Genomic DNA, 18,075 nt, shown 5'->3' with positions numbered 1-18,075 from the left:
TTGGTCCGCTCAAACTTTTCTTTTGCCATGATTCTCTTCTTTCAAAAAATAATCGATTGAGAGCTACAGATTTACTTCGACTTCGCGCTGATGATCGCCTCGGCAACGTTGCGCGGAGCTTCAGCGTAGTGCTTGAACTCCATCGTGTACGTTGCACGACCTTGCGTCAGCGAGCGCAGCGACGTCGAGTAGCCGAACATTTCCGACAGCGGCACTTCGGCGCGCACGATCTTGCCGCCGCCAACCATGTCTTCCATGCCCTGGACGATACCGCGACGGCCCGACAGGTCGCCCATCACGTTGCCCATGTAGTCTTCCGGCGTCTCGACTTCGACAGCCATCATCGGCTCGAGGACGACCGGGTTCGCCTTGCGCATCGCTTCCTTGAACGCCATCGAACCGGCCATGCGGAACGCGTTTTCGTTCGAGTCAACGTCGTGGTACGAACCGAACGTCAGGTGAACCTTCACGTCGACGACCGGGAAGCCAGCCAGCACGCCCGACTTCAGCGTGTCCTGGATACCCTTGTCGACCGCCGGGATGTATTCACGCGGAATCACACCACCCTTGATCTCGTCGAAGAACTCGTAGCCCTTGCCTTGTTCGTTCGGCTCGAGCGTGATGACCGCGTGACCGTACTGGCCGCGACCACCCGACTGCTTGACGAACTTGCCGTCGACATCCTTCGCCGTCGAACGGATCGTTTCGCGGTACGCAACCTGCGGCTTGCCGACGGTCGCTTCCACGCCGAATTCACGCTTCATCCGGTCGACCAGAATTTCGAGGTGGAGCTCGCCCATGCCCGAAATGATGGTCTGGCCCGACTCTTCGTCGGTCTGCACGCGGAACGACGGGTCTTCCTGAGCCAGACGGTTCAGTGCGAGGCCCATCTTTTCCTGGTCGGCCTTGGTCTTCGGCTCGACTGCTTGCGAAATCACCGGCTCCGGGAACACCATGCGTTCGAGAACGATCGGGTTCGCCGGGTCGCACAGCGTGTCGCCCGTGGTCGCTTCCTTCAGGCCGACCGCTGCGGCGATGTCGCCTGCGCGGACTTCCTTGATTTCTTCACGCTGGTTCGCGTGCATCTGCAGAATACGGCCGAGGCGTTCCTTCTTGCCCTTGGTCGAATTCAGCAGCGTGTCGCCCGAGTTGACGACGCCCGAGTACACGCGGAAGAAGATCAGCTGGCCGACGAACGGGTCGGTCATGATCTTGAACGCGAGCGACGAGAACTTCTCTTCGTCCGACGCCTTGCGCTCTGCTTCTTCGCCGTTTTCGAGCTCGCCCTTGACCGGCGGGATGTCGACCGGCGACGGCAGGAAGTCGATCACGGCGTCGAGCATACGCTGCACGCCCTTGTTCTTGAACGCGGTACCGCACAGCATCGGCTGGATTTCGCACGCGATCGTACGATCACGCAGCGCCTTGACGATGTCGGCTTCCGGCAGATCGCCTTCTTCCAGGTACTTGTTCATCAGGTCTTCGCTGGCTTCGGCAGCCACTTCGACCATCTTTTCGCGCCATTCCTTGCAGGTTTCCGCGAGCTCGGCCGGGATGTCGACGTAGTCGAACTTCGTGCCTTGCGACGCTTCATCCCAAATGATCGCCTTCATCTTGATCAGGTCGACCACGCCCTTGAAGTTTTCTTCCGAGCCGATCGGCACCACGACCGGAACCGGGTTCGCCTTCAGGCGCAGACGGAGCTGGTCGTAGACCTTGAAGAAGTTCGCGCCGGTACGGTCCATCTTGTTGACGAACGCGAGACGCGGCACCTTGTACTTGTTCGCCTGGCGCCACACCGTTTCCGACTGCGGCTGCACGCCGCCCACTGCGCAGTACACCATGCATGCGCCGTCGAGCACGCGCATCGAACGCTCCACTTCGATCGTGAAGTCGACGTGGCCCGGGGTGTCGATGATGTTGATGCGGTGTTCCGGATAGTTGCCGCCCATGCCCTTCCAGAAGGCCGTGGTAGCAGCGGACGTGATCGTGATGCCACGTTCCTGTTCCTGCTCCATCCAGTCCATCGTGGCTGCGCCGTCGTGGACTTCACCGATCTTGTGGTTCACACCGGTGTAAAACAGAATGCGCTCGGTCGTCGTCGTTTTGCCGGCGTCGATGTGAGCGCTAATACCGATATTGCGGTAGCGCTCGATAGGAGTCTTGCGAGCCACTTTGATCCTCTACTGGGATGACGTGATGCAGCCCTGCCGCATCACGCCTCAACACAAACGGGCGAGGCGCCTGAAAAGCGCACCCGCCCGGAATTTATTTCCGCAAACAGCCCAGCCAGGCGCTTAGAAACGGAAATGCGAGAACGCGCGGTTGGCTTCTGCCATGCGGTGAACTTCGTCGCGCTTCTTCATCGCGCCGCCACGGCCTTCGGCCGCTTCGGAGAGTTCACCTGCCAGGCGCAGGGCCATCGACTTCTCGCTGCGCTTCTTCGCAGCCTCACGCAGCCAGCGCATCGCCAATGCCATACGACGCGACGGGCGCACTTCGACCGGAACTTGATAGTTGGCACCACCAACGCGACGGCTCTTCACTTCGACCACCGGCTTCACGTTGTTGAGCGCAACCGTGAACACTTCCAGCGGGTCCTTGCCACCCTTGGTCTGGATCTGTTCGAATGCGCCATAAACGATGCGCTCTGCGACCGACTTCTTGCCGGACAGCATCAGCATGTTCATGAACTTGGCAACATCAACGTTACCGAACTTCGGATCCGGCAACACTTCCCGCTTGGGGACTTCGCGACGACGCGGCATGATTCTTCCTTTACTTGTTCAGTTGGAGCTGGATCCAGCTCCGCGGCCACCAACAAACCCGATCACATCTTCACGACTAACCAGCTTGGCCGGGTGACCACTTACTCGACAGCACCGGCAATCCGGCACTCCCGCCTTGACCGCCCTGCGGCGATCCCTGATCAAAAACTGCTTACTTGGCAGCCTTTGCACGCTTCGCGCCGTACTTCGAACGCGCTTGCTTACGGTCCTTGACGCCCTGGGTATCCAGCGAGCCGCGAACCATGTGGTAACGCACACCCGGCAAGTCCTTCACACGGCCGCCGCGGATCAGCACAACCGAGTGTTCCTGCAGGTTGTGGCCTTCACCGCCGATGTACGAAATCACTTCGAAGCCGTTCGTCAGACGAACCTTGGCGACCTTACGGAGTGCCGAGTTAGGCTTCTTCGGCGTCGTCGTGTACACACGGGTGCACACGCCGCGACGCTGGGGGCAGTCCTGCAGGGCCGGGCTCTTGCTCTTCGTCGTTTCCGACTGACGGCCTTTGCGAACCAGTTGGTTGATGGTTGGCATTGTTTATTCCTGAAATTGAACAAAATCTGCACATCGATTTCGGGCAAAGCGAGAATCGACGCACAGTTGACTTCCGAACCGGCGAATCGGGTGCGAACTGTCGAACGCGACTCGGCCCACCGAATACCGGAACCCAGCATGATATTCCGGAAATGCCAACTAAGTCAACGGCTTGCGTGATTTGCCGGCCGATCGCGTGGTTTACAGCAGGGGTCGGAACGCTGTGTCAGGCCGATTCGACGACGTCGATGATCTCGTCGCCGAAGCGCTCGAGCTTGCGCACGCCCATGCCGGGGATATGGCGCAGGTCCTCGATCGTCTCCGGCGCGTTGCGCGCGATTTCGGCGAGCGTCGCGTCGTGAAAGATCACGTAGGCCGGCACGCCGTCCGTTTTCGCGGTTTCCGCGCGCCAGGCGCGCAGCGCGTCCCACCGTGCGCGCTCGCGGGCGCCCATGCCGGCCGTCGGATCGACGCGCGTGCCGCTGCGGCTCGACGACTGGCGTGTGCGCTGCGGCTTCACGTAGCGACGCAGCGTGACCTTTTCCTCGTTCTTCAGCACCGGCTTCGCGGCCTCGGTAAGCACCAGTGCGCCGAAGCCGCCATGATCGACGGCCAGGTAGCCGTACGCGACCAGTTGCCGGAAAATCGCGCGCCACTCGGGCTCGGACAGCGCTGCGCCGATACCGAACGTGCTCAACTGGTCATGGCCGCGCTGCAGCACCTTCTCGGTGCGGCCGCCGCGCAGGATCTCGATCAGATGGCTCGCGCCGAAGTTGAAGCCACTCGCGCGCTGCGCGCGGAACACGCACGACAGCGCCATCTGCGCCTCGCGCGTCGCGTCCCATGAATCGGGCGGCTCGAGGCACGTGTCGCAGTTGCCGCACGGCTGGCTCGCCTCGCCGAAGTAGTTCAGCAGCCGCACGCGGCGGCACGAGATCGTCTCGCACAGCCCGAGCAGCGCGTCGAGCTTCGACGTCTGCACGCGCTTGTGCGCGTCGTCCGCGTCCGATTCGTCGATCATCTTGCGCTGCTGGACGACGTCGCCGAGGCCGTACGCCATCCACGCGTTCGCCGGCATCCCGTCGCGGCCCGCGCGGCCGGTTTCCTGGTAGTAGCCTTCGACGCTCTTCGGCAGATCGAGGTGCGCGACGAAGCGCACGTCGGGCTTGTCGATGCCCATCCCGAACGCGATCGTCGCGCACATCACGATGCCTTCCTCGCGCTGGAACATTTCCTGGTGCTTCTGCCGCACCTCGAACTCCATTCCCGCGTGATACGGCAGCGCGCGCACGCCCTGCGCCTTCAGCCATTCGGCCGTTTCCTCGACCTTGCGGCGCGACAGGCAATAGACGACGCCGGCGTCGGTCGTGCCGTCTGTATTCGTGTGCTCGGCGCGGATGAAGTCGAGCAGTTGCGAACGCGCGTTGTCCTTTTCGACGATCCGGTAGCGGATGTTCGGGCGGTCGAAGCTCGACACGAACACGCGCGCGTCGTCGAGTGCGAGACGATGGATGATCTCGTCGCGCGTGATCGCATCGGCGGTGGCGGTCAGCGCGATGCGCGGCACCGACGGGAAGCGCTCGTGCAGCACCGACAACTGGATGTATTCCGGGCGGAAATCGTGCCCCCATTGCGACACGCAGTGCGCTTCGTCGATCGCGAACAGGCCGATCTTTGCGCGCTCGAGCAGGTCGAGGAAGCGGCCCGTCATCAACCGCTCCGGCGCGACGTACAGCAAATCGATCTCGCCTTCGCGCAGCGCGCGCTCGGTGGCCGCGGCCTCGGCACCCGACAGCGTCGAATTCAGGTAGGCCGCGCGCACGCCGACTTCGCTCAACGCGGCGACCTGGTCCTGCATCAGCGCGATCAGCGGCGACACGACGATGCCGGCGCCCTGCCCGGCCTCGCGGCGCAGCAGCGCGGGAATCTGGTAGCACAGCGACTTGCCGCCGCCGGTCGGCATCAGCACGAGGCAATCGCCGCCGCCGGCGACGTGCTCGACGATCTCGCCCTGCTGGCCGCGAAAGGCGGAGTAACCAAAGACTTCGTCGAGTATTTCGAGGGCGCGGGACATGAATGAGACCAGGGACGGCTAAGCGATGACCGCAATTTTAACAACCCGCTCGCGCGACGCGTGGCGAATCGCACGATGTTGGCCATTCGGTCAGGGTTCGTTCGCGTGCGTCACGGGCCTGTCGCGGTCATGCCGAAGGCGATCGCGGGGCATGCGCCGGCGCGGCACAGGCACGTCATGCGCGGGAACGAAGGATGAAAAAAAACCGCCCGGCAGAACCGGGCGGTTTCGGCGACAGCGATGATAGCAAGGCAACGCGGCTTGCGCCGCGCCGCGCTTACTCGGCTGCCGGGTGTTGCGGCTCTTCCGCCGGCGCGCTCGGCGTGCCGAAGTCGAATGCCTCTTCCGCTGCGATCTGGTCGAAACGCTCGCGATCCGACGATTCCTTCGCCTTGCGTGCCTTGTGGAACGCGAGACCCGTACCGGCCGGAATCAGACGGCCGACGATCACGTTTTCCTTCAGGCCGCGCAGATCGTCGCGCTTGCCCATGATCGCCGCTTCGGTCAGCACGCGGGTCGTTTCCTGGAACGATGCCGCGGAGATGAACGAGTCGGTCGACAGCGACGCCTTCGTGATACCGAGCAGCACGTTGTCGTACGAAGCCGGACGCTTGCCCTCGGCGATCATGCGATCGTTCTCGTCCAGCATGTCGGAACGTTCGACCTGTTCGCCCGGGATGAAGCGCGTATCGCCGTTGTCGGTGATCTGCACACGACGCAGCATCTGGCGAACGATCACCTCGATGTGCTTGTCGTTGATCTTCACACCCTGCAGACGGTACACGTCCTGGACTTCGTCGACGATGTAGCGCGACAGCGCCTCGATACCCTGCAGACGCAGGATGTCGTGCGGATCGGCCGGACCGTCCACGATCATTTCGCCCTTGTTGACGACCTGGGCATCGTGAACCAGAACCTGCTTTTCCTTCGCGATCAGGAACTCGTGCTGGTTGCCCTCGAGGTCCGTGATGACGAGACGCTGCTTGCCCTTCGTGTCCTTGCCGAACGACGTCGTACCGGTGACTTCCGCGAGAATGCCGGCATCCTTCGGCGAACGCGCTTCGAACAGTTCCGCCACCCGCGGCAGACCGCCGGTAATGTCACGCGTCTTCTGCGCTTCGGTCGGGATACGTGCGAGCACTTCACCGACCTGCACCTGCTGGCCATCCTTCACGGTGATCAGCGCGCCGACCTGGAAGCCGATCTGCACGGCGTGTTCCGTGCCCGGGATCTTCACTTCCTCGCCGTTCGCGTCGAGCAGCTTCACCTGCGGACGCACGCTCTTCGAAGCCTGCGAACCGCGGCGCTTCACGTCGATCACGACCAGCGTCGACAGGCCGGTCACGTCGTCGATCTGCTTCGCGACGGTCACGCCTTCCTCGACGTTCTCGAACTTCACCGTACCACCGTACTCGGTGATGATCGGGCGCGTCAGCGGATCCCACGTGGCGAGCTGCGTGCCGGCCTTGATGGTCGCGCCGTCGAGCTGCAGCAGCGTCGCGCCGTACGGCACTTTGTGACGCTCGCGCTCGCGACCGAAGTCGTCGGTGATCATCGCTTCGCCCGAACGGGAAATGACGATCTGCTCGCCCTTCGCGTTCGTGACGTAGCGCATCGTCGCCGTGAAGCGGACGATACCGTTGCTCTTCGCTTCGACCGACGAAGCCACTGCCGCACGCGATGCCGCGCCACCGATGTGGAACGTCCGCATCGTCAGCTGCGTGCCCGGTTCGCCGATCGACTGCGCCGCGATCACGCCGACCGCTTCGCCGACGTTCACGAGCGAGCCGCGGCCGAGGTCACGGCCGTAGCAGGCCGCGCACAGGCCGTAACGCGTTTCGCAGGTCAGCGGCGTGCGCACGCGCACTTCGTCGATGCCGAGGCGTTCGATTTCCTCGACCGCCGTTTCGTCGAGCAGCGTGCCCGATTCGTACAGCGTTTCCTGCGTTTCCGGGTTCACGACGTCCGCGACCGCGACGCGGCCGAGGATACGGTCGCGCAGCGCTTCGACGACTTCACCGCCTTCGACCAGCGCCTTCATCGCGACGCCGTTCGACGTGCCGCAATCGTCTTCCACGACGACCAGATCCTGCGTGACGTCGACCAGACGACGCGTCAGGTAACCCGAGTTCGCGGTCTTCAGTGCCGTATCAGCCAGACCCTTACGTGCACCGTGGGTCGAGATGAAGTACTGCAACACATTCAGACCTTCGCGGAAGTTCGCGGTAATCGGCGTCTCGATAATCGAGCCGTCCGGCTTCGCCATCAGGCCTCGCATACCGGCCAGCTGACGAATCTGAACCGCCGAACCCCGGGCGCCCGAGTCGGCCATCATGTAGATCGAGTTGAACGACTCCTGGCGCGTCTCGTTGCCGTCGCGATCGATCACCGGCTCCGTCGACAGCTGCTCCATCATCGCCTTGCCGACCGCTTCCGACGTTGCCGACCAGATGTCGACCACGTTGTTGTAGCGTTCCTGCGCGGTGACGAGACCCGACATGTACTGGCGGTCGTACTCCTTCACCTTCTTCGCGGCGTCGCCGACGATCGTTTCCTTCTGCGGCGGCACGAGCATGTCGTCCACGCAGATCGAGATGCCGGCACGCGTCGCGAGACGGAAACCCGACTGCATCAGCTGGTCGGCAAACACCACCGTCGCGCGCAGACCGCACTTGCGGAACGCCGTGTTGATCAGGCGCGAGATTTCCTTCTTCTTCAGCGGCTTGTTCAGCACCGAGAACGGCAGGCCGTGCGGCAGGATCTCCGACAGGATCGCGCGACCGACGGTCGTCGCGTACAGCGAGATCTTCGGCACGAATTCCGGCGCGCCTTCCGACGTGTCCTCGTTGCGGACCATTTCGGTGATCCGCACGTTGACGCGCGAGGCCAGCTCGACTTCCTTGTTCTCGTACGCGCGGATCACTTCCGACACGCCGGTGAACGACAGGCCTTCGCCCTTGCCGTTGATCGCTTCGCGGGTCGCATAGTACAGACCCAGCACGATATCCTGCGACGGCACGATCGACGGATCGCCGTTGGCCGGGAACAGCACGTTGTTCGACGCCAGCATCAGCGTACGCGCTTCCATCTGCGCTTCGAGCGACAGCGGCACGTGAACGGCCATCTGGTCACCGTCGAAGTCGGCGTTGAACGCCGCGCAGACGAGCGGGTGCAGCTGGATCGCCTTGCCTTCGATCAGCACCGGCTCGAACGCCTGGATACCGAGACGGTGCAGCGTCGGCGCACGGTTCAGCATCACCGGATGCTCGCGGATCACCTCTTCGAGGATGTCCCACACCACCGGTGTCTGGTTCTCGACTTCCTTCTTCGCAGCCTTGATGGTCGTAGCTACCCCCATCACTTCCAGCTTGTTGAAGATGAACGGCTTGAACAGCTCGAGCGCCATCAGCTTCGGCAGACCGCACTGGTGCAGCTTCAGCGTCGGGCCGACCACGATGACCGAACGGCCCGAGTAGTCGACGCGCTTGCCCAGCAGGTTCTGACGGAAACGACCGCCCTTGCCCTTGATCATGTCGGCGAGCGACTTCAGCGGACGCTTGTTCGCGCCCGTCATCGCCTTGCCGCGACGACCGTTGTCGAGCAGCGAGTCGACGGCTTCCTGCAGCATCCGCTTTTCGTTGCGGACGATGATTTCAGGCGCCTTCAGCTCGAGCAGACGCTTCAACCGGTTGTTACGGTTGATCACGCGGCGATACAGGTCGTTCAGGTCCGACGTCGCGAAACGGCCGCCGTCCAGCGGCACGAGCGGACGCAGTTCCGGCGGCAGCACCGGCAGCACTTCGAGGATCATCCACTCGGGCTTGATGCCCGAGCGCTGGAATGCCTCGAGGACCTTCAGGCGCTTCGCGTACTTCTTGATCTTCGCTTCCGAGCCGGTGTTCTTCAGCTCGGTGCGCAGCGTCTCGACCTGCTCGTCGATGTTGATCGCGCGCAGCAGTTCACGCACGCCTTCCGCGCCCATCTCGGCACGGAATTCGTCGCCGTATTCCTCGACCTTGTTGTAGTAATCCTCTTCGGTCATGATCTGCCGCGCCTTCAGCGGCGTCATGCCCGGTTCGATCACCACGTACGCTTCGAAGTACAGCACGCGTTCGATGTCGCGCAGCGTCATGTCGAGCACCATGCCCAGACGCGACGGCAACGACTTCAGGAACCAGATGTGCGCGACCGGCGAGGCCAGCTCGATGTGGCCCATCCGTTCGCGACGCACCTTCGCCAGCGTCACTTCGACGCCGCACTTCTCGCAGATCACGCCGCGGTGCTTCAGGCGCTTGTACTTGCCGCACAGGCACTCGTAGTCCTTGATCGGCCCGAAGATCTTCGCGCAGAACAGACCATCGCGTTCCGGCTTGAACGTACGGTAGTTGATGGTCTCCGGCTTCTTCACTTCGCCGAACGACCACGAACGGATCTTGTCGGGCGAGGCCAGACCGATCTTGATCGCGTCGAAAACTTCTTCCTGTTGGACTTGCTTGAATAGATCGAGCAGAGCTTTCATTGCTTTCTCTCCGTAGTCCGATTAATTGCGGTCGAGATCGATATCGATACCGAGCGAGCGGATTTCCTTCACGAGCACGTTGAAGGATTCCGGCATGCCTGCATCGATCACGTGATCGCCCTTGACGAGGTTTTCGTACACCTTCGTCCGGCCGGTCACGTCGTCCGACTTCACCGTCAGCATTTCCTGCAGCACGTAGGACGCGCCGTACGCTTCGAGCGCCCACACTTCCATTTCACCGAAACGCTGACCACCGAACTGCGCCTTACCACCCAGCGGCTGCTGCGTGACGAGCGAGTACGGGCCGGTCGAACGCGCGTGCATCTTGTCGTCGACCAAGTGGTGCAGCTTCAGGTAGTGCATGTAGCCGAGCGTCACGCGACGTTCGAACATCTCGCCCGTGCGGCCGTCGTACAGGCGGACCTGGTTCTTCGACGGGTTCATGCCGAGCTGTTCGGCGATGTCGTCCGGGAACGCGAGGTCGAGCATCTTGCCCATTTCTTCCTCGGTCGCACCGTCGAACACCGGCGTCGCAAACGGCACGCCTTCGCGCAGGTTCTTCGCGAGTTCGAGGATCTCGTCGTCGGTGAAGCTTTCCAGATCTTCCTGGCGGCCCGACTCGTTGTAGATCTTCGTCAGGAACGTACGCAGTTCCTCGATCTTCGCCTGACGCTGCAGCATTTCGCCGATACGCCAGCCGAGGCCCTTCGCGGCCCAGCCGAGGTGGACTTCCAGAACCTGACCCACGTTCATCCGCGACGGCACGCCGAGCGGGTTCAGCACGACGTCTGCCGGACGGCCGTCGGCCATGTACGGCATGTCTTCGATCGGGACGATCTTCGACACGACACCCTTGTTACCGTGGCGGCCTGCCATCTTGTCGCCAGGCTGCAGACGGCGCTTCACCGCGAGGTACACCTTGACCATCTTCAGCACGCCCGGCGGCAGTTCGTCGCCTTGCGTGAGCTTCTTGCGCTTCTCTTCGAACGCGAGGTCGAACTGGTGACGCTTCTCTTCGATCGAGTTCTTGATCGCTTCGAGCGATGCCGCTGCTTCGTCGTCCGCGAGGCGGATGTCGAACCAGTGGTAGTGGTCGAGATCTTCCAGGTAAGCCTGGTCGATCTTCGTGCCCTTCGCGAGCTTCTTCGGACCGCCGTTCGCGACCTTGCCCACGAGCATGCGCGCGAGACGCTGGAACGCGTCGCCTTCCACGATGCGCAGCTGGTCGTTCAGGTCGAGACGGTAGCGCTTCAGTTCGTCGTCGATGATCTGTTGCGCACGCTTGTCGCGCTGGATGCCTTCACGCGTGAACACCTGGACGTCGATCACGGTGCCGCTCATGCCCGACGGCACGCGCAGCGACGTGTCCTTCACGTCCGAAGCCTTCTCGCCGAAGATCGCGCGCAGCAGCTTCTCTTCCGGCGTCAGCTGGGTCTCGCCCTTCGGCGTGACCTTGCCGACCAGCACGTCGCCCGCTTCGACTTCAGCACCGATGTACACGATGCCCGATTCGTCGAGACGGCCGAGCTGGACTTCCGCCAGGTTCGAGATGTCGCGCGTGATTTCTTCCGGCCCGAGCTTCGTGTCGCGTGCAACGACGTTCAGCTCTTCGATGTGGATCGACGTGTAGCGATCGTCCGCGACCACCTTCTCCGAGATCAGGATCGAATCCTCGAAGTTGTAGCCGTTCCACGGCATGAACGCGATCAGCATGTTCTGGCCGAGCGCGAGCTCGCCCAGGTCCGTCGAGGCGCCGTCGGCCAGCACGTCGCCGCGCGAGACCTTGTCGCCCATCTTCACGATCGGACGCTGGTTGATGTTCGTGTTCTGGTTCGAACGCGTGTACTTGATCAGGTTGTAGATGTCGACACCGACTTCACCCGCGACCGCTTCGTCGTCGTTCACGCGAATCACGATACGGCCCGCGTCGACGTAGTCGACCACACCGCCGCGGAACGCCTGGACCGTCGTACCCGAGTCGACCGCGCAGGTGCGCTCGATGCCCGTACCGACGACCGGCTTTTCCGGACGCAGACACGGCACGGCCTGACGCTGCATGTTCGAACCCATCAGTGCACGGTTCGCGTCATCGTGTTCGAGGAACGGGATCAGCGATGCTGCCACCGACACGATCTGCGACGGCGCGACGTCCATGTACTGGATCCGATCCGGCGTGACCATCATCGTTTCGCCGGCTTCGCGCGACGACACGAGTTCGTCGATCAGCTGGCCGTTCTCGTCGATCGCGGCGTTCGCCTGAGCGATCATGTAGCGGCCTTCCTCGATCGCCGACAGGTAGTCGATCTGGTCGGTCACCTTGCTGTCCACGACCTTGCGGTACGGCGTCTCGAGGAAGCCGTACTCGTTCAGGTGCGCGTACAGTGCGAGCGAGTTGATCAGGCCGATGTTCGGACCTTCCGGCGTTTCGATCGGGCACACGCGGCCGTAGTGGGTCGGGTGCACGTCGCGGACTTCGAAGCCTGCGCGCTCGCGCGTCAGACCGCCCGGGCCCAGTGCGGAAACACGGCGCTTGTGCGTGATTTCCGACAGCGGGTTGGTCTGGTCCATGAACTGCGACAGCTGCGACGAACCGAAGAACTCGCGGATCGCCGACGAAATCGGCTTCGAGTTGATCAGGTCGTGCGGCATCAGGTTTTCGCTTTCGGCCTGGCCGAGGCGTTCCTTGACCGCGCGCTCGACACGCACGAGACCCGCGCGGAACTGGTTTTCCGCCAGTTCGCCGACGCAACGCACGCGACGGTTGCCGAGGTGGTCGATGTCGTCCACTTCGCCCTTGCCGTTGCGCAGCTCGACGAGGATCTTGATCGTCGCGAGGATGTCGTCGTCCTGCAGCGTCATCGGGCCGACGATCTCGTCACGGCCGACGCGGCGGTTGAACTTCATACGGCCGACCTTCGACAGGTCGTACGCTTCTTCGCTGTAGAACAGACGGTTGAACAGCGCCTCGACCGCTTCTTCGGTCGGCGGCTCGCCCGGGCGCATCATGCGGTAGATCGCGATGCGCGCGGCCGTCCTGTCGGTCGTTTCGTCGACACGCAGCGTCGACGAGATGTACGGACCCTGGTCCAGATCGTTCGTGTAGAGCGTCTGGATGTCCTTGATGCCCGCTTCGCGCAGTTTCTCGAGCACGCTTTCCGTGACTTCGTCGTTCGCGCTCGCGATCACTTCGCCGGTGTCGCCGTCGACGACGTTCTTCGCCAGCACGCGACCGAGCAGATAGTCTTCCGGCACCGAGATGAACTTGGTCTTCGCGGCTTCGAGGTCGCGAATGTGCTTCGCGTTGATCCGCTTGTCCTTCTGGACGATCACCTTGCCATCACGATCCGTGATGTCGAAACGCGCGACTTCGCCACGCAGGCGCTCGGGCACGAACTCGAGTTGCGCGCCTTCGTCCATCAGCGTGAAGTTGTCGAACACGAAGAAGTTCGCGAGAATCTGTTCCGGCGTCAGGCCGATGGCCTTCAGCAGGATCGTGACCGGCATCTTGCGGCGACGGTCGACGCGGAAATACAGGATGTCCTTCGGATCGAATTCGAAGTCGAGCCACGAGCCGCGGTACGGAATGATCCGTGCCGAGAACAGCAGCTTGCCCGAGCTGTGCGTCTTGCCCTTGTCGTGTTCGAAGAACACGCCCGGCGAACGGTGCAGCTGCGAGACGATGACACGCTCGGTGCCGTTGATGACGAACGAGCCCGTCGGCGTCATGAGCGGAATTTCGCCCATGTACACTTCCTGCTCCTTCACTTCCTTGACGACCGGCTTGTTCGGCGATTCCTTGTCGAGGATGACGAGGCGGACCTTCGCGCGCAGCGCGGAGCAGTACGTCAGGCCACGCTGCTGGCATTCCTTGATGTTGAATGCCGGCGAGGACAGCGCATAGCTCACGAACTCGAGGCGCGCGAAACCGTTGTGCGAAACAATGGGAAATACCGATGTGAACGCGGCCTGCAAACCCTCAGGCTTACGTTGCGTCGCGGGCACATCGGCTTGCAGAAACGTGCTGAATGATTCAAGCTGGGTAGCCAGCAAGAACGGAACTTGGTGAACGATGGGGCGCTTCGCGAAACTCTTGCGAATGCGCTTCTTCTCGGTGAAGGAATATTGCATACGATCTCCGAATCACGGCGGGTGCTATCGAGGCGGAATACCTGGACGTTTCAAACCCGAGTGTTCACCGACTGAGACCCGATGGCCGTTCGACGGCTTGAACGAGCCGAGAAGCTTGGTGGTTGGCCGCTACCAACCGCTGGCTGACGGCAGCGGATGCCTGTGTTGCCCGCTACCCGACCAAACTTGCCTTCTGCAGTCGCTTCAGAAGACAAAGAGAACCGCCAGTCGTGAGTGATCCATCACAACGATCAGGCGGTTTTCTTTGGCTTCTGGGGCCGATTATTCGGGCTCCCGAATGAGTGCCAGAATAACGACCCCACAAAGCACAAAAAGGCCGGCGGTGAAAATACCGCCAGCCTTCGCACAGCGCGCCGAAACTTACTTGACTTCGACCTTCGCGCCAGCTTCTTCCAGCTTCTTCTTGGCTTCTTCAGCAGCAGCCTTGTCGACGCCTTCCTTGACGGGCTTCGGTGCACCGTCAACCAGGTCCTTCGCTTCCTTCAGGCCCAGGCCCGTCAGTTCGCGAACGGCCTTGATGACCGAAACCTTGTTGGCGCCGGCTTCAGCCAGGACGACCGTGAATTCGGTCTTCTCTTCTGCTGCAGCAGCTGCGCCGCCGCCTGCCGGGCCAGCGACTGCCACTGCAGCTGCCGACACGCCAAACTTCTCTTCGAACGCCTTGACCAGTTCGTTCAGTTCCAGAACGGTCATCCCTTCGACTGCTGCCAGGATGTCTTCTTTTGCGATTGCCATTTGAAATACTCCTAAATTGAATTCGGATACAGCCAGCGATCAGTAACGCTGATGCACGTTCGCTTACGCAGCTTCCGCTTGCTTCTTCTCGGCCAGCGCGGCGAGAGCACGCGCGAAGCCCGAAACAGGCGATTGCATAACGAACAGCAGCTTCGAGAGCAGTTCTTCGCGGCTCGGGATGCTTGCCAGCGCTTGCACGCCAGCCTTGTCCATCACCTTGCCATCGAACGAACCAGCCTTGATGACCAACTTTTCATTGCCCTTGCTGAAGTCGTTGACGACCTTAGCAGCGGCAATTGCATCTTCCGAGATGCCGTAGATCAGCGGACCAGTCATCTGCTCTGCCAGCGGAGCAAACGGCGTACCTTCGACGGCGCGACGCGCCAGCGTGTTCTTCAACACGCGCAGGTAAACCTTCTGCTCACGCGCTTGCGCGCGCAGCTTGGTCAGATCGCCAACCGCAATTCCACGATACTCAGCCAGCACAACGGTCTGGGCCTTCGCGACTTGCGCGGAAACCTCAGCGACGACGGCTTGCTTGTCTTCTCTATTAAGCGGCACGGTTAGCCTCCAGAAACGATACGTTCGGCGCGGCCGGTATGACCGGAACCTCACGTACCTCGTTCAACAACGGCGTCCGACCTCGTTAGGAGTATTTCCACCTCACGCCGCGAATCGCTTCTCGGCCTGCGGCTTCACCACTGCAAAACTTTTTCGGGTTCGCCATCTGCGTTGGCTTGAATTAAGGGATCGCCTGACTGCTGCGCCCCACCAACGGTCTTTGATAACCGGTTGTTCGCCTTGCTGCACGAACAACCGCCCAAAGCCCATGTAGGCCGCTTCGCGAGCGAGGCGGCCCGAATACTTGCTTACTGTGCTGCCAGCGTAGCCTGGTCGACACGCACGCCGACGCCCATCGTGCTCGACAGTGCGATCTTGCGCAGGTACACGCCCTTGCTCGTTGCCGGCTTTGCCTTCTGCAGCGCGTCGATCAGCGCCGACAGGTTCGAACGCAGCGCGGTCGGCTCGAACGATGCACGGCCGATGGTCGCGTGGATGATACCGGCCTTGTCGACACGGAATTGCACCTGACCAGCCTTCGCGTTCTTGACGGCGGTTGCGACGTCCGGCGTGACCGTACCGACCTTCGGGTTCGGCATCAGGCCCCGCGGGCCGAGGATCTGGCCGAGCGTACCGACGATACGCATCGTGTCCGGCGAAGCGATCACGATGTCGAAGTCCATCTGGCCAGCCTTGATCTGCTCGGCCAGGTCTTCCATGCCGACGATTTCCGCGCCTGCTGCACGCGCCTGCTCGGCCTTTTCGCCTTGCGCGAACACGGCAACGCGAACCGACTTGCCCGTACCTGCCGGCAGAACGACCGAACCACGAACGACCTGGTCCGACTTCTTCGCATCGATGCCGAGCTGGACTGCGACGTCGATCGACTCGTCGAACTTCGCGCTCGCGCATTCCTTCACGAGGCTCAGTGCGTCTTCGATCGCGTACAGCTTCTGACGGTCGACCTTGGCGGCAAATGCCTGACGGCGCTTGGAGATCTTAGCCATTTACACGCCCTCCACAGTGATACCCATCGAGCGTGCGCTACCAGCGATGGTGCGAACGGCTGCGTCCAGATCAGCTGCCGTAAGGTCCGGCATCTTGGTCTTCGCGATTTCTTCGGCTTGAGCGCGCGTGATCGAACCGACCTTGTCGGTGTGCGGCTTGCTCGAGCCCTTGTCCACCTTGGCCGCCTTCTTGATCAGGACGGTTGCCGGCGGCGTCTTCATCACGAACGTGAAGCTCTTGTCAGCGAATGCCGTGATGACCACCGGCACCGGCAGACCCGGCTCCATGCCTTGAGTCTGCGCGTTGAACGCCTTGCAGAACTCCATGATGTTCAGGCCGCGCTGGCCCAGTGCCGGACCGACCGGCGGCGACGGGTTGGCTTTACCTGCAGGGATCTGCAGCTTGATAAAGCCGATAATCTTCTTTGCCATTTGAAACCTCATTGGAACGCCGAAGAAGGCGTTCGGTGAGTGATAACGCGCTTTCGCCGCTGGCTACTGACGCTCCTCAACGACCATGACGCGGGCCGTAAGCGCGAAGGTGGGCAGCCGAGGCTGCCCACCGAATCGGGATCAAACTTTTTCGACCTGACCGAACTCGAGTTCGACCGGGGTAGAGCGGCCAAAGATGGTGACCGACACACGCACGCGCGATTTTTCGTAGTTGACTTCTTCGACGGTGCCATTGAAGTCCGTGAACGGGCCTTCCTTGACACGCACCATCTCGCCGACTTCGAACAGGGTCTTCGGGCGCGGCTTTTCGACGCCTTCCTGCATCTGCGACATGATCTTCTCGACTTCCTTCGGGGAAATCGGGGTCGGGCGGTTACGCGCACCGCCGACGAAACCGGTGACCTTCGCGGTGTTCTTCACGAGGTGCCACGTTTCGTCCGTCATTTCCATTTCCACCAGCACGTAGCCGGGGAAGAAACGACGCTCGGTCACAGCCTTGTGGCCGCCTTTGACTTCGACCACTTCTTCGGTCGGAACCAGGATCTGACCGAATTTGTCCTGCATGCCAGCACGTTCGATGCGCTCTTGAAGCGCGCGTTGCACGCTCTTCTCCATACCGGAGTAGGCGTGCACGACGTACCAACGCTTTCCGCTCGGGGATGCCGGAGTATCGCTCATATCATTTCCAACCCAGAATCGCCGAGAAAATCACCCATTCGATCGATTTGTCACTCAACCAGAGGAAAATCGCCATCACGAGCACGAAACCGAACACGACGAGTGTGGTTTGCGTTGCTTCCTTGCGGGTGGGCCATACGACCTTACGGACTTCCTTGTACGAATCCTTGGCAAACGCGATGAGGCTCTTGCCAGGGGCGGACATCAGCCCGACGGCCACGCCGGCGATGATACCCACCGCCAACGCGGCACCGCGGACGTACCACTGCTGATTGGCCAGCCAGAAGAAGCCCACGAATCCGGCCAACACCAGCAATACGCCCAGGGCCAGCATCAGCTTATCGCCGGAGGTATTTACAGTTTCGACGGATGGATTCGCCATAACACCTTAAAACAAATGCCACGTGGGACACGTGGCGATTTTTGGCAGGGGCAGAGGGAATCGAACCCCCAACCTTCGGTTTTGGAGACCGACGCTCTGCCAGTTGAGCTATACCCCTAAACCATGCTGGGGCCGGCTGATGCCAGCCCCAAAACTGTCGATCAACGAATAACTGGCTTACTCGATGATCTTGGCG

Annotated in this window: 12 protein-coding genes and 1 tRNA gene; all 13 read right to left on the bottom strand. The window is 61.8% G+C overall.

The window, feature by feature from the left end:
• Positions 1-71: 71 nt before the first annotated feature.
• The 13 genes from fusA to A9Z05_RS27540 all read right to left on the bottom strand — a co-directional run bounded on the left by fusA (position 72) and on the right by A9Z05_RS27540 (position 17,997).
• Positions 72-2,174, bottom strand: coding sequence for an elongation factor G (gene fusA / locus A9Z05_RS27600; RefSeq protein WP_044849034.1), 2,103 nt, complete (start codon positions 2,172-2,174; stop codon positions 72-74).
• Positions 2,175-2,297: 123 nt separating this feature from the next.
• Positions 2,298-2,768: a 30S ribosomal protein S7 gene (gene rpsG / locus A9Z05_RS27595; protein ID WP_006477195.1), complete on the bottom strand. Its 471-nt coding sequence runs from the start codon at positions 2,766-2,768 to the stop codon at positions 2,298-2,300.
• A gap of 172 nt (positions 2,769-2,940) precedes the next feature.
• Positions 2,941-3,321 carry a 30S ribosomal protein S12 gene (gene rpsL / locus A9Z05_RS27590; RefSeq protein WP_006400662.1) on the bottom strand — a complete coding sequence of 127 codons (381 nt, stop codon included), beginning with the start codon at positions 3,319-3,321 and terminating at the stop codon, positions 2,941-2,943.
• 226 nt (positions 3,322-3,547) lie between these two features.
• Positions 3,548-5,395: a DNA helicase RecQ gene (gene recQ, locus A9Z05_RS27585; RefSeq protein ID WP_069620880.1), complete on the bottom strand. Its 1,848-nt coding sequence runs from the start codon at positions 5,393-5,395 to the stop codon at positions 3,548-3,550.
• 277 nt (positions 5,396-5,672) lie between these two features.
• On the bottom strand, positions 5,673-9,914 hold the full coding sequence (gene rpoC / locus A9Z05_RS27580; RefSeq protein ID WP_069620879.1) for a DNA-directed RNA polymerase subunit beta': 4,242 nt from the start codon (positions 9,912-9,914) through the stop codon (positions 5,673-5,675).
• 21 nt (positions 9,915-9,935) lie between these two features.
• Positions 9,936-14,042 carry a DNA-directed RNA polymerase subunit beta gene (gene rpoB, locus A9Z05_RS27575; RefSeq protein ID WP_069620878.1) on the bottom strand — a complete coding sequence of 1,369 codons (4,107 nt, stop codon included), beginning with the start codon at positions 14,040-14,042 and terminating at the stop codon, positions 9,936-9,938.
• A gap of 381 nt (positions 14,043-14,423) precedes the next feature.
• A complete protein-coding gene (gene rplL / locus A9Z05_RS27570) occupies positions 14,424-14,798 on the bottom strand; it encodes a 50S ribosomal protein L7/L12 (protein ID WP_006477198.1) in 375 nt (124 codons plus the stop codon).
• Positions 14,799-14,861: 63 nt separating this feature from the next.
• Positions 14,862-15,359 (bottom strand): 50S ribosomal protein L10, encoded by a 498-nt coding sequence (gene rplJ, locus A9Z05_RS27565; protein ID WP_069620877.1) that lies wholly within the window; start codon positions 15,357-15,359, stop codon positions 14,862-14,864.
• Positions 15,360-15,667: 308 nt separating this feature from the next.
• Complete coding sequence (gene rplA / locus A9Z05_RS27560) at positions 15,668-16,366, bottom strand: 50S ribosomal protein L1 (RefSeq protein ID WP_034209724.1); 699 nt, start codon at positions 16,364-16,366, stop codon at positions 15,668-15,670.
• Entirely contained in the window at positions 16,367-16,798 is a 432-nt protein-coding gene (gene rplK, locus A9Z05_RS27555; RefSeq protein WP_006477201.1) for a 50S ribosomal protein L11, read from the bottom strand.
• Positions 16,799-16,939: 141 nt separating this feature from the next.
• A complete protein-coding gene (gene nusG, locus A9Z05_RS27550) occupies positions 16,940-17,497 on the bottom strand; it encodes a transcription termination/antitermination protein NusG (RefSeq protein WP_006400672.1) in 558 nt (185 codons plus the stop codon).
• A gap of 1 nt (position 17,498) precedes the next feature.
• Positions 17,499-17,879, bottom strand: coding sequence for a preprotein translocase subunit SecE (gene secE / locus A9Z05_RS27545; RefSeq protein WP_006482892.1), 381 nt, complete (start codon positions 17,877-17,879; stop codon positions 17,499-17,501).
• A gap of 42 nt (positions 17,880-17,921) precedes the next feature.
• Positions 17,922-17,997, bottom strand: a tRNA-Trp gene (locus A9Z05_RS27540).
• Positions 17,998-18,075 lie beyond the last annotated feature (78 nt).

This window comes from Burkholderia sp. A2, from assembly GCF_001729305.1.
Classification (GTDB): Bacteria; Pseudomonadota; Gammaproteobacteria; order Burkholderiales; family Burkholderiaceae; genus Burkholderia; species Burkholderia sola.
Note: the sequence above shows the minus strand (reverse complement) of the source record. Positions and strands in the feature narration are given on the sequence as shown.

Coding starts and splice junctions, on each gene's coding strand:
- rpsG (WP_006477195.1), bottom strand. CDS start 2,768: ATGCCGCGTCGTCGCGAAGTCCCCAAGCGGGAAGTGTTGCCGGATCCG.
- rpsL (WP_006400662.1), bottom strand. CDS start 3,321: ATGCCAACCATCAACCAACTGGTTCGCAAAGGCCGTCAGTCGGAAACG.
- recQ (WP_069620880.1), bottom strand. CDS start 5,395: ATGTCCCGCGCCCTCGAAATACTCGACGAAGTCTTTGGTTACTCCGCC.
- rpoC (WP_069620879.1), bottom strand. CDS start 9,914: ATGAAAGCTCTGCTCGATCTATTCAAGCAAGTCCAACAGGAAGAAGTT.
- rpoB (WP_069620878.1), bottom strand. CDS start 14,042: ATGCAATATTCCTTCACCGAGAAGAAGCGCATTCGCAAGAGTTTCGCG.
- rplL (WP_006477198.1), bottom strand. CDS start 14,798: ATGGCAATCGCAAAAGAAGACATCCTGGCAGCAGTCGAAGGGATGACC.
- rplA (WP_034209724.1), bottom strand. CDS start 16,366: ATGGCTAAGATCTCCAAGCGCCGTCAGGCATTTGCCGCCAAGGTCGAC.
- rplK (WP_006477201.1), bottom strand. CDS start 16,798: ATGGCAAAGAAGATTATCGGCTTTATCAAGCTGCAGATCCCTGCAGGT.
- nusG (WP_006400672.1), bottom strand. CDS start 17,497: ATGAGCGATACTCCGGCATCCCCGAGCGGAAAGCGTTGGTACGTCGTG.
- secE (WP_006482892.1), bottom strand. CDS start 17,879: ATGGCGAATCCATCCGTCGAAACTGTAAATACCTCCGGCGATAAGCTG.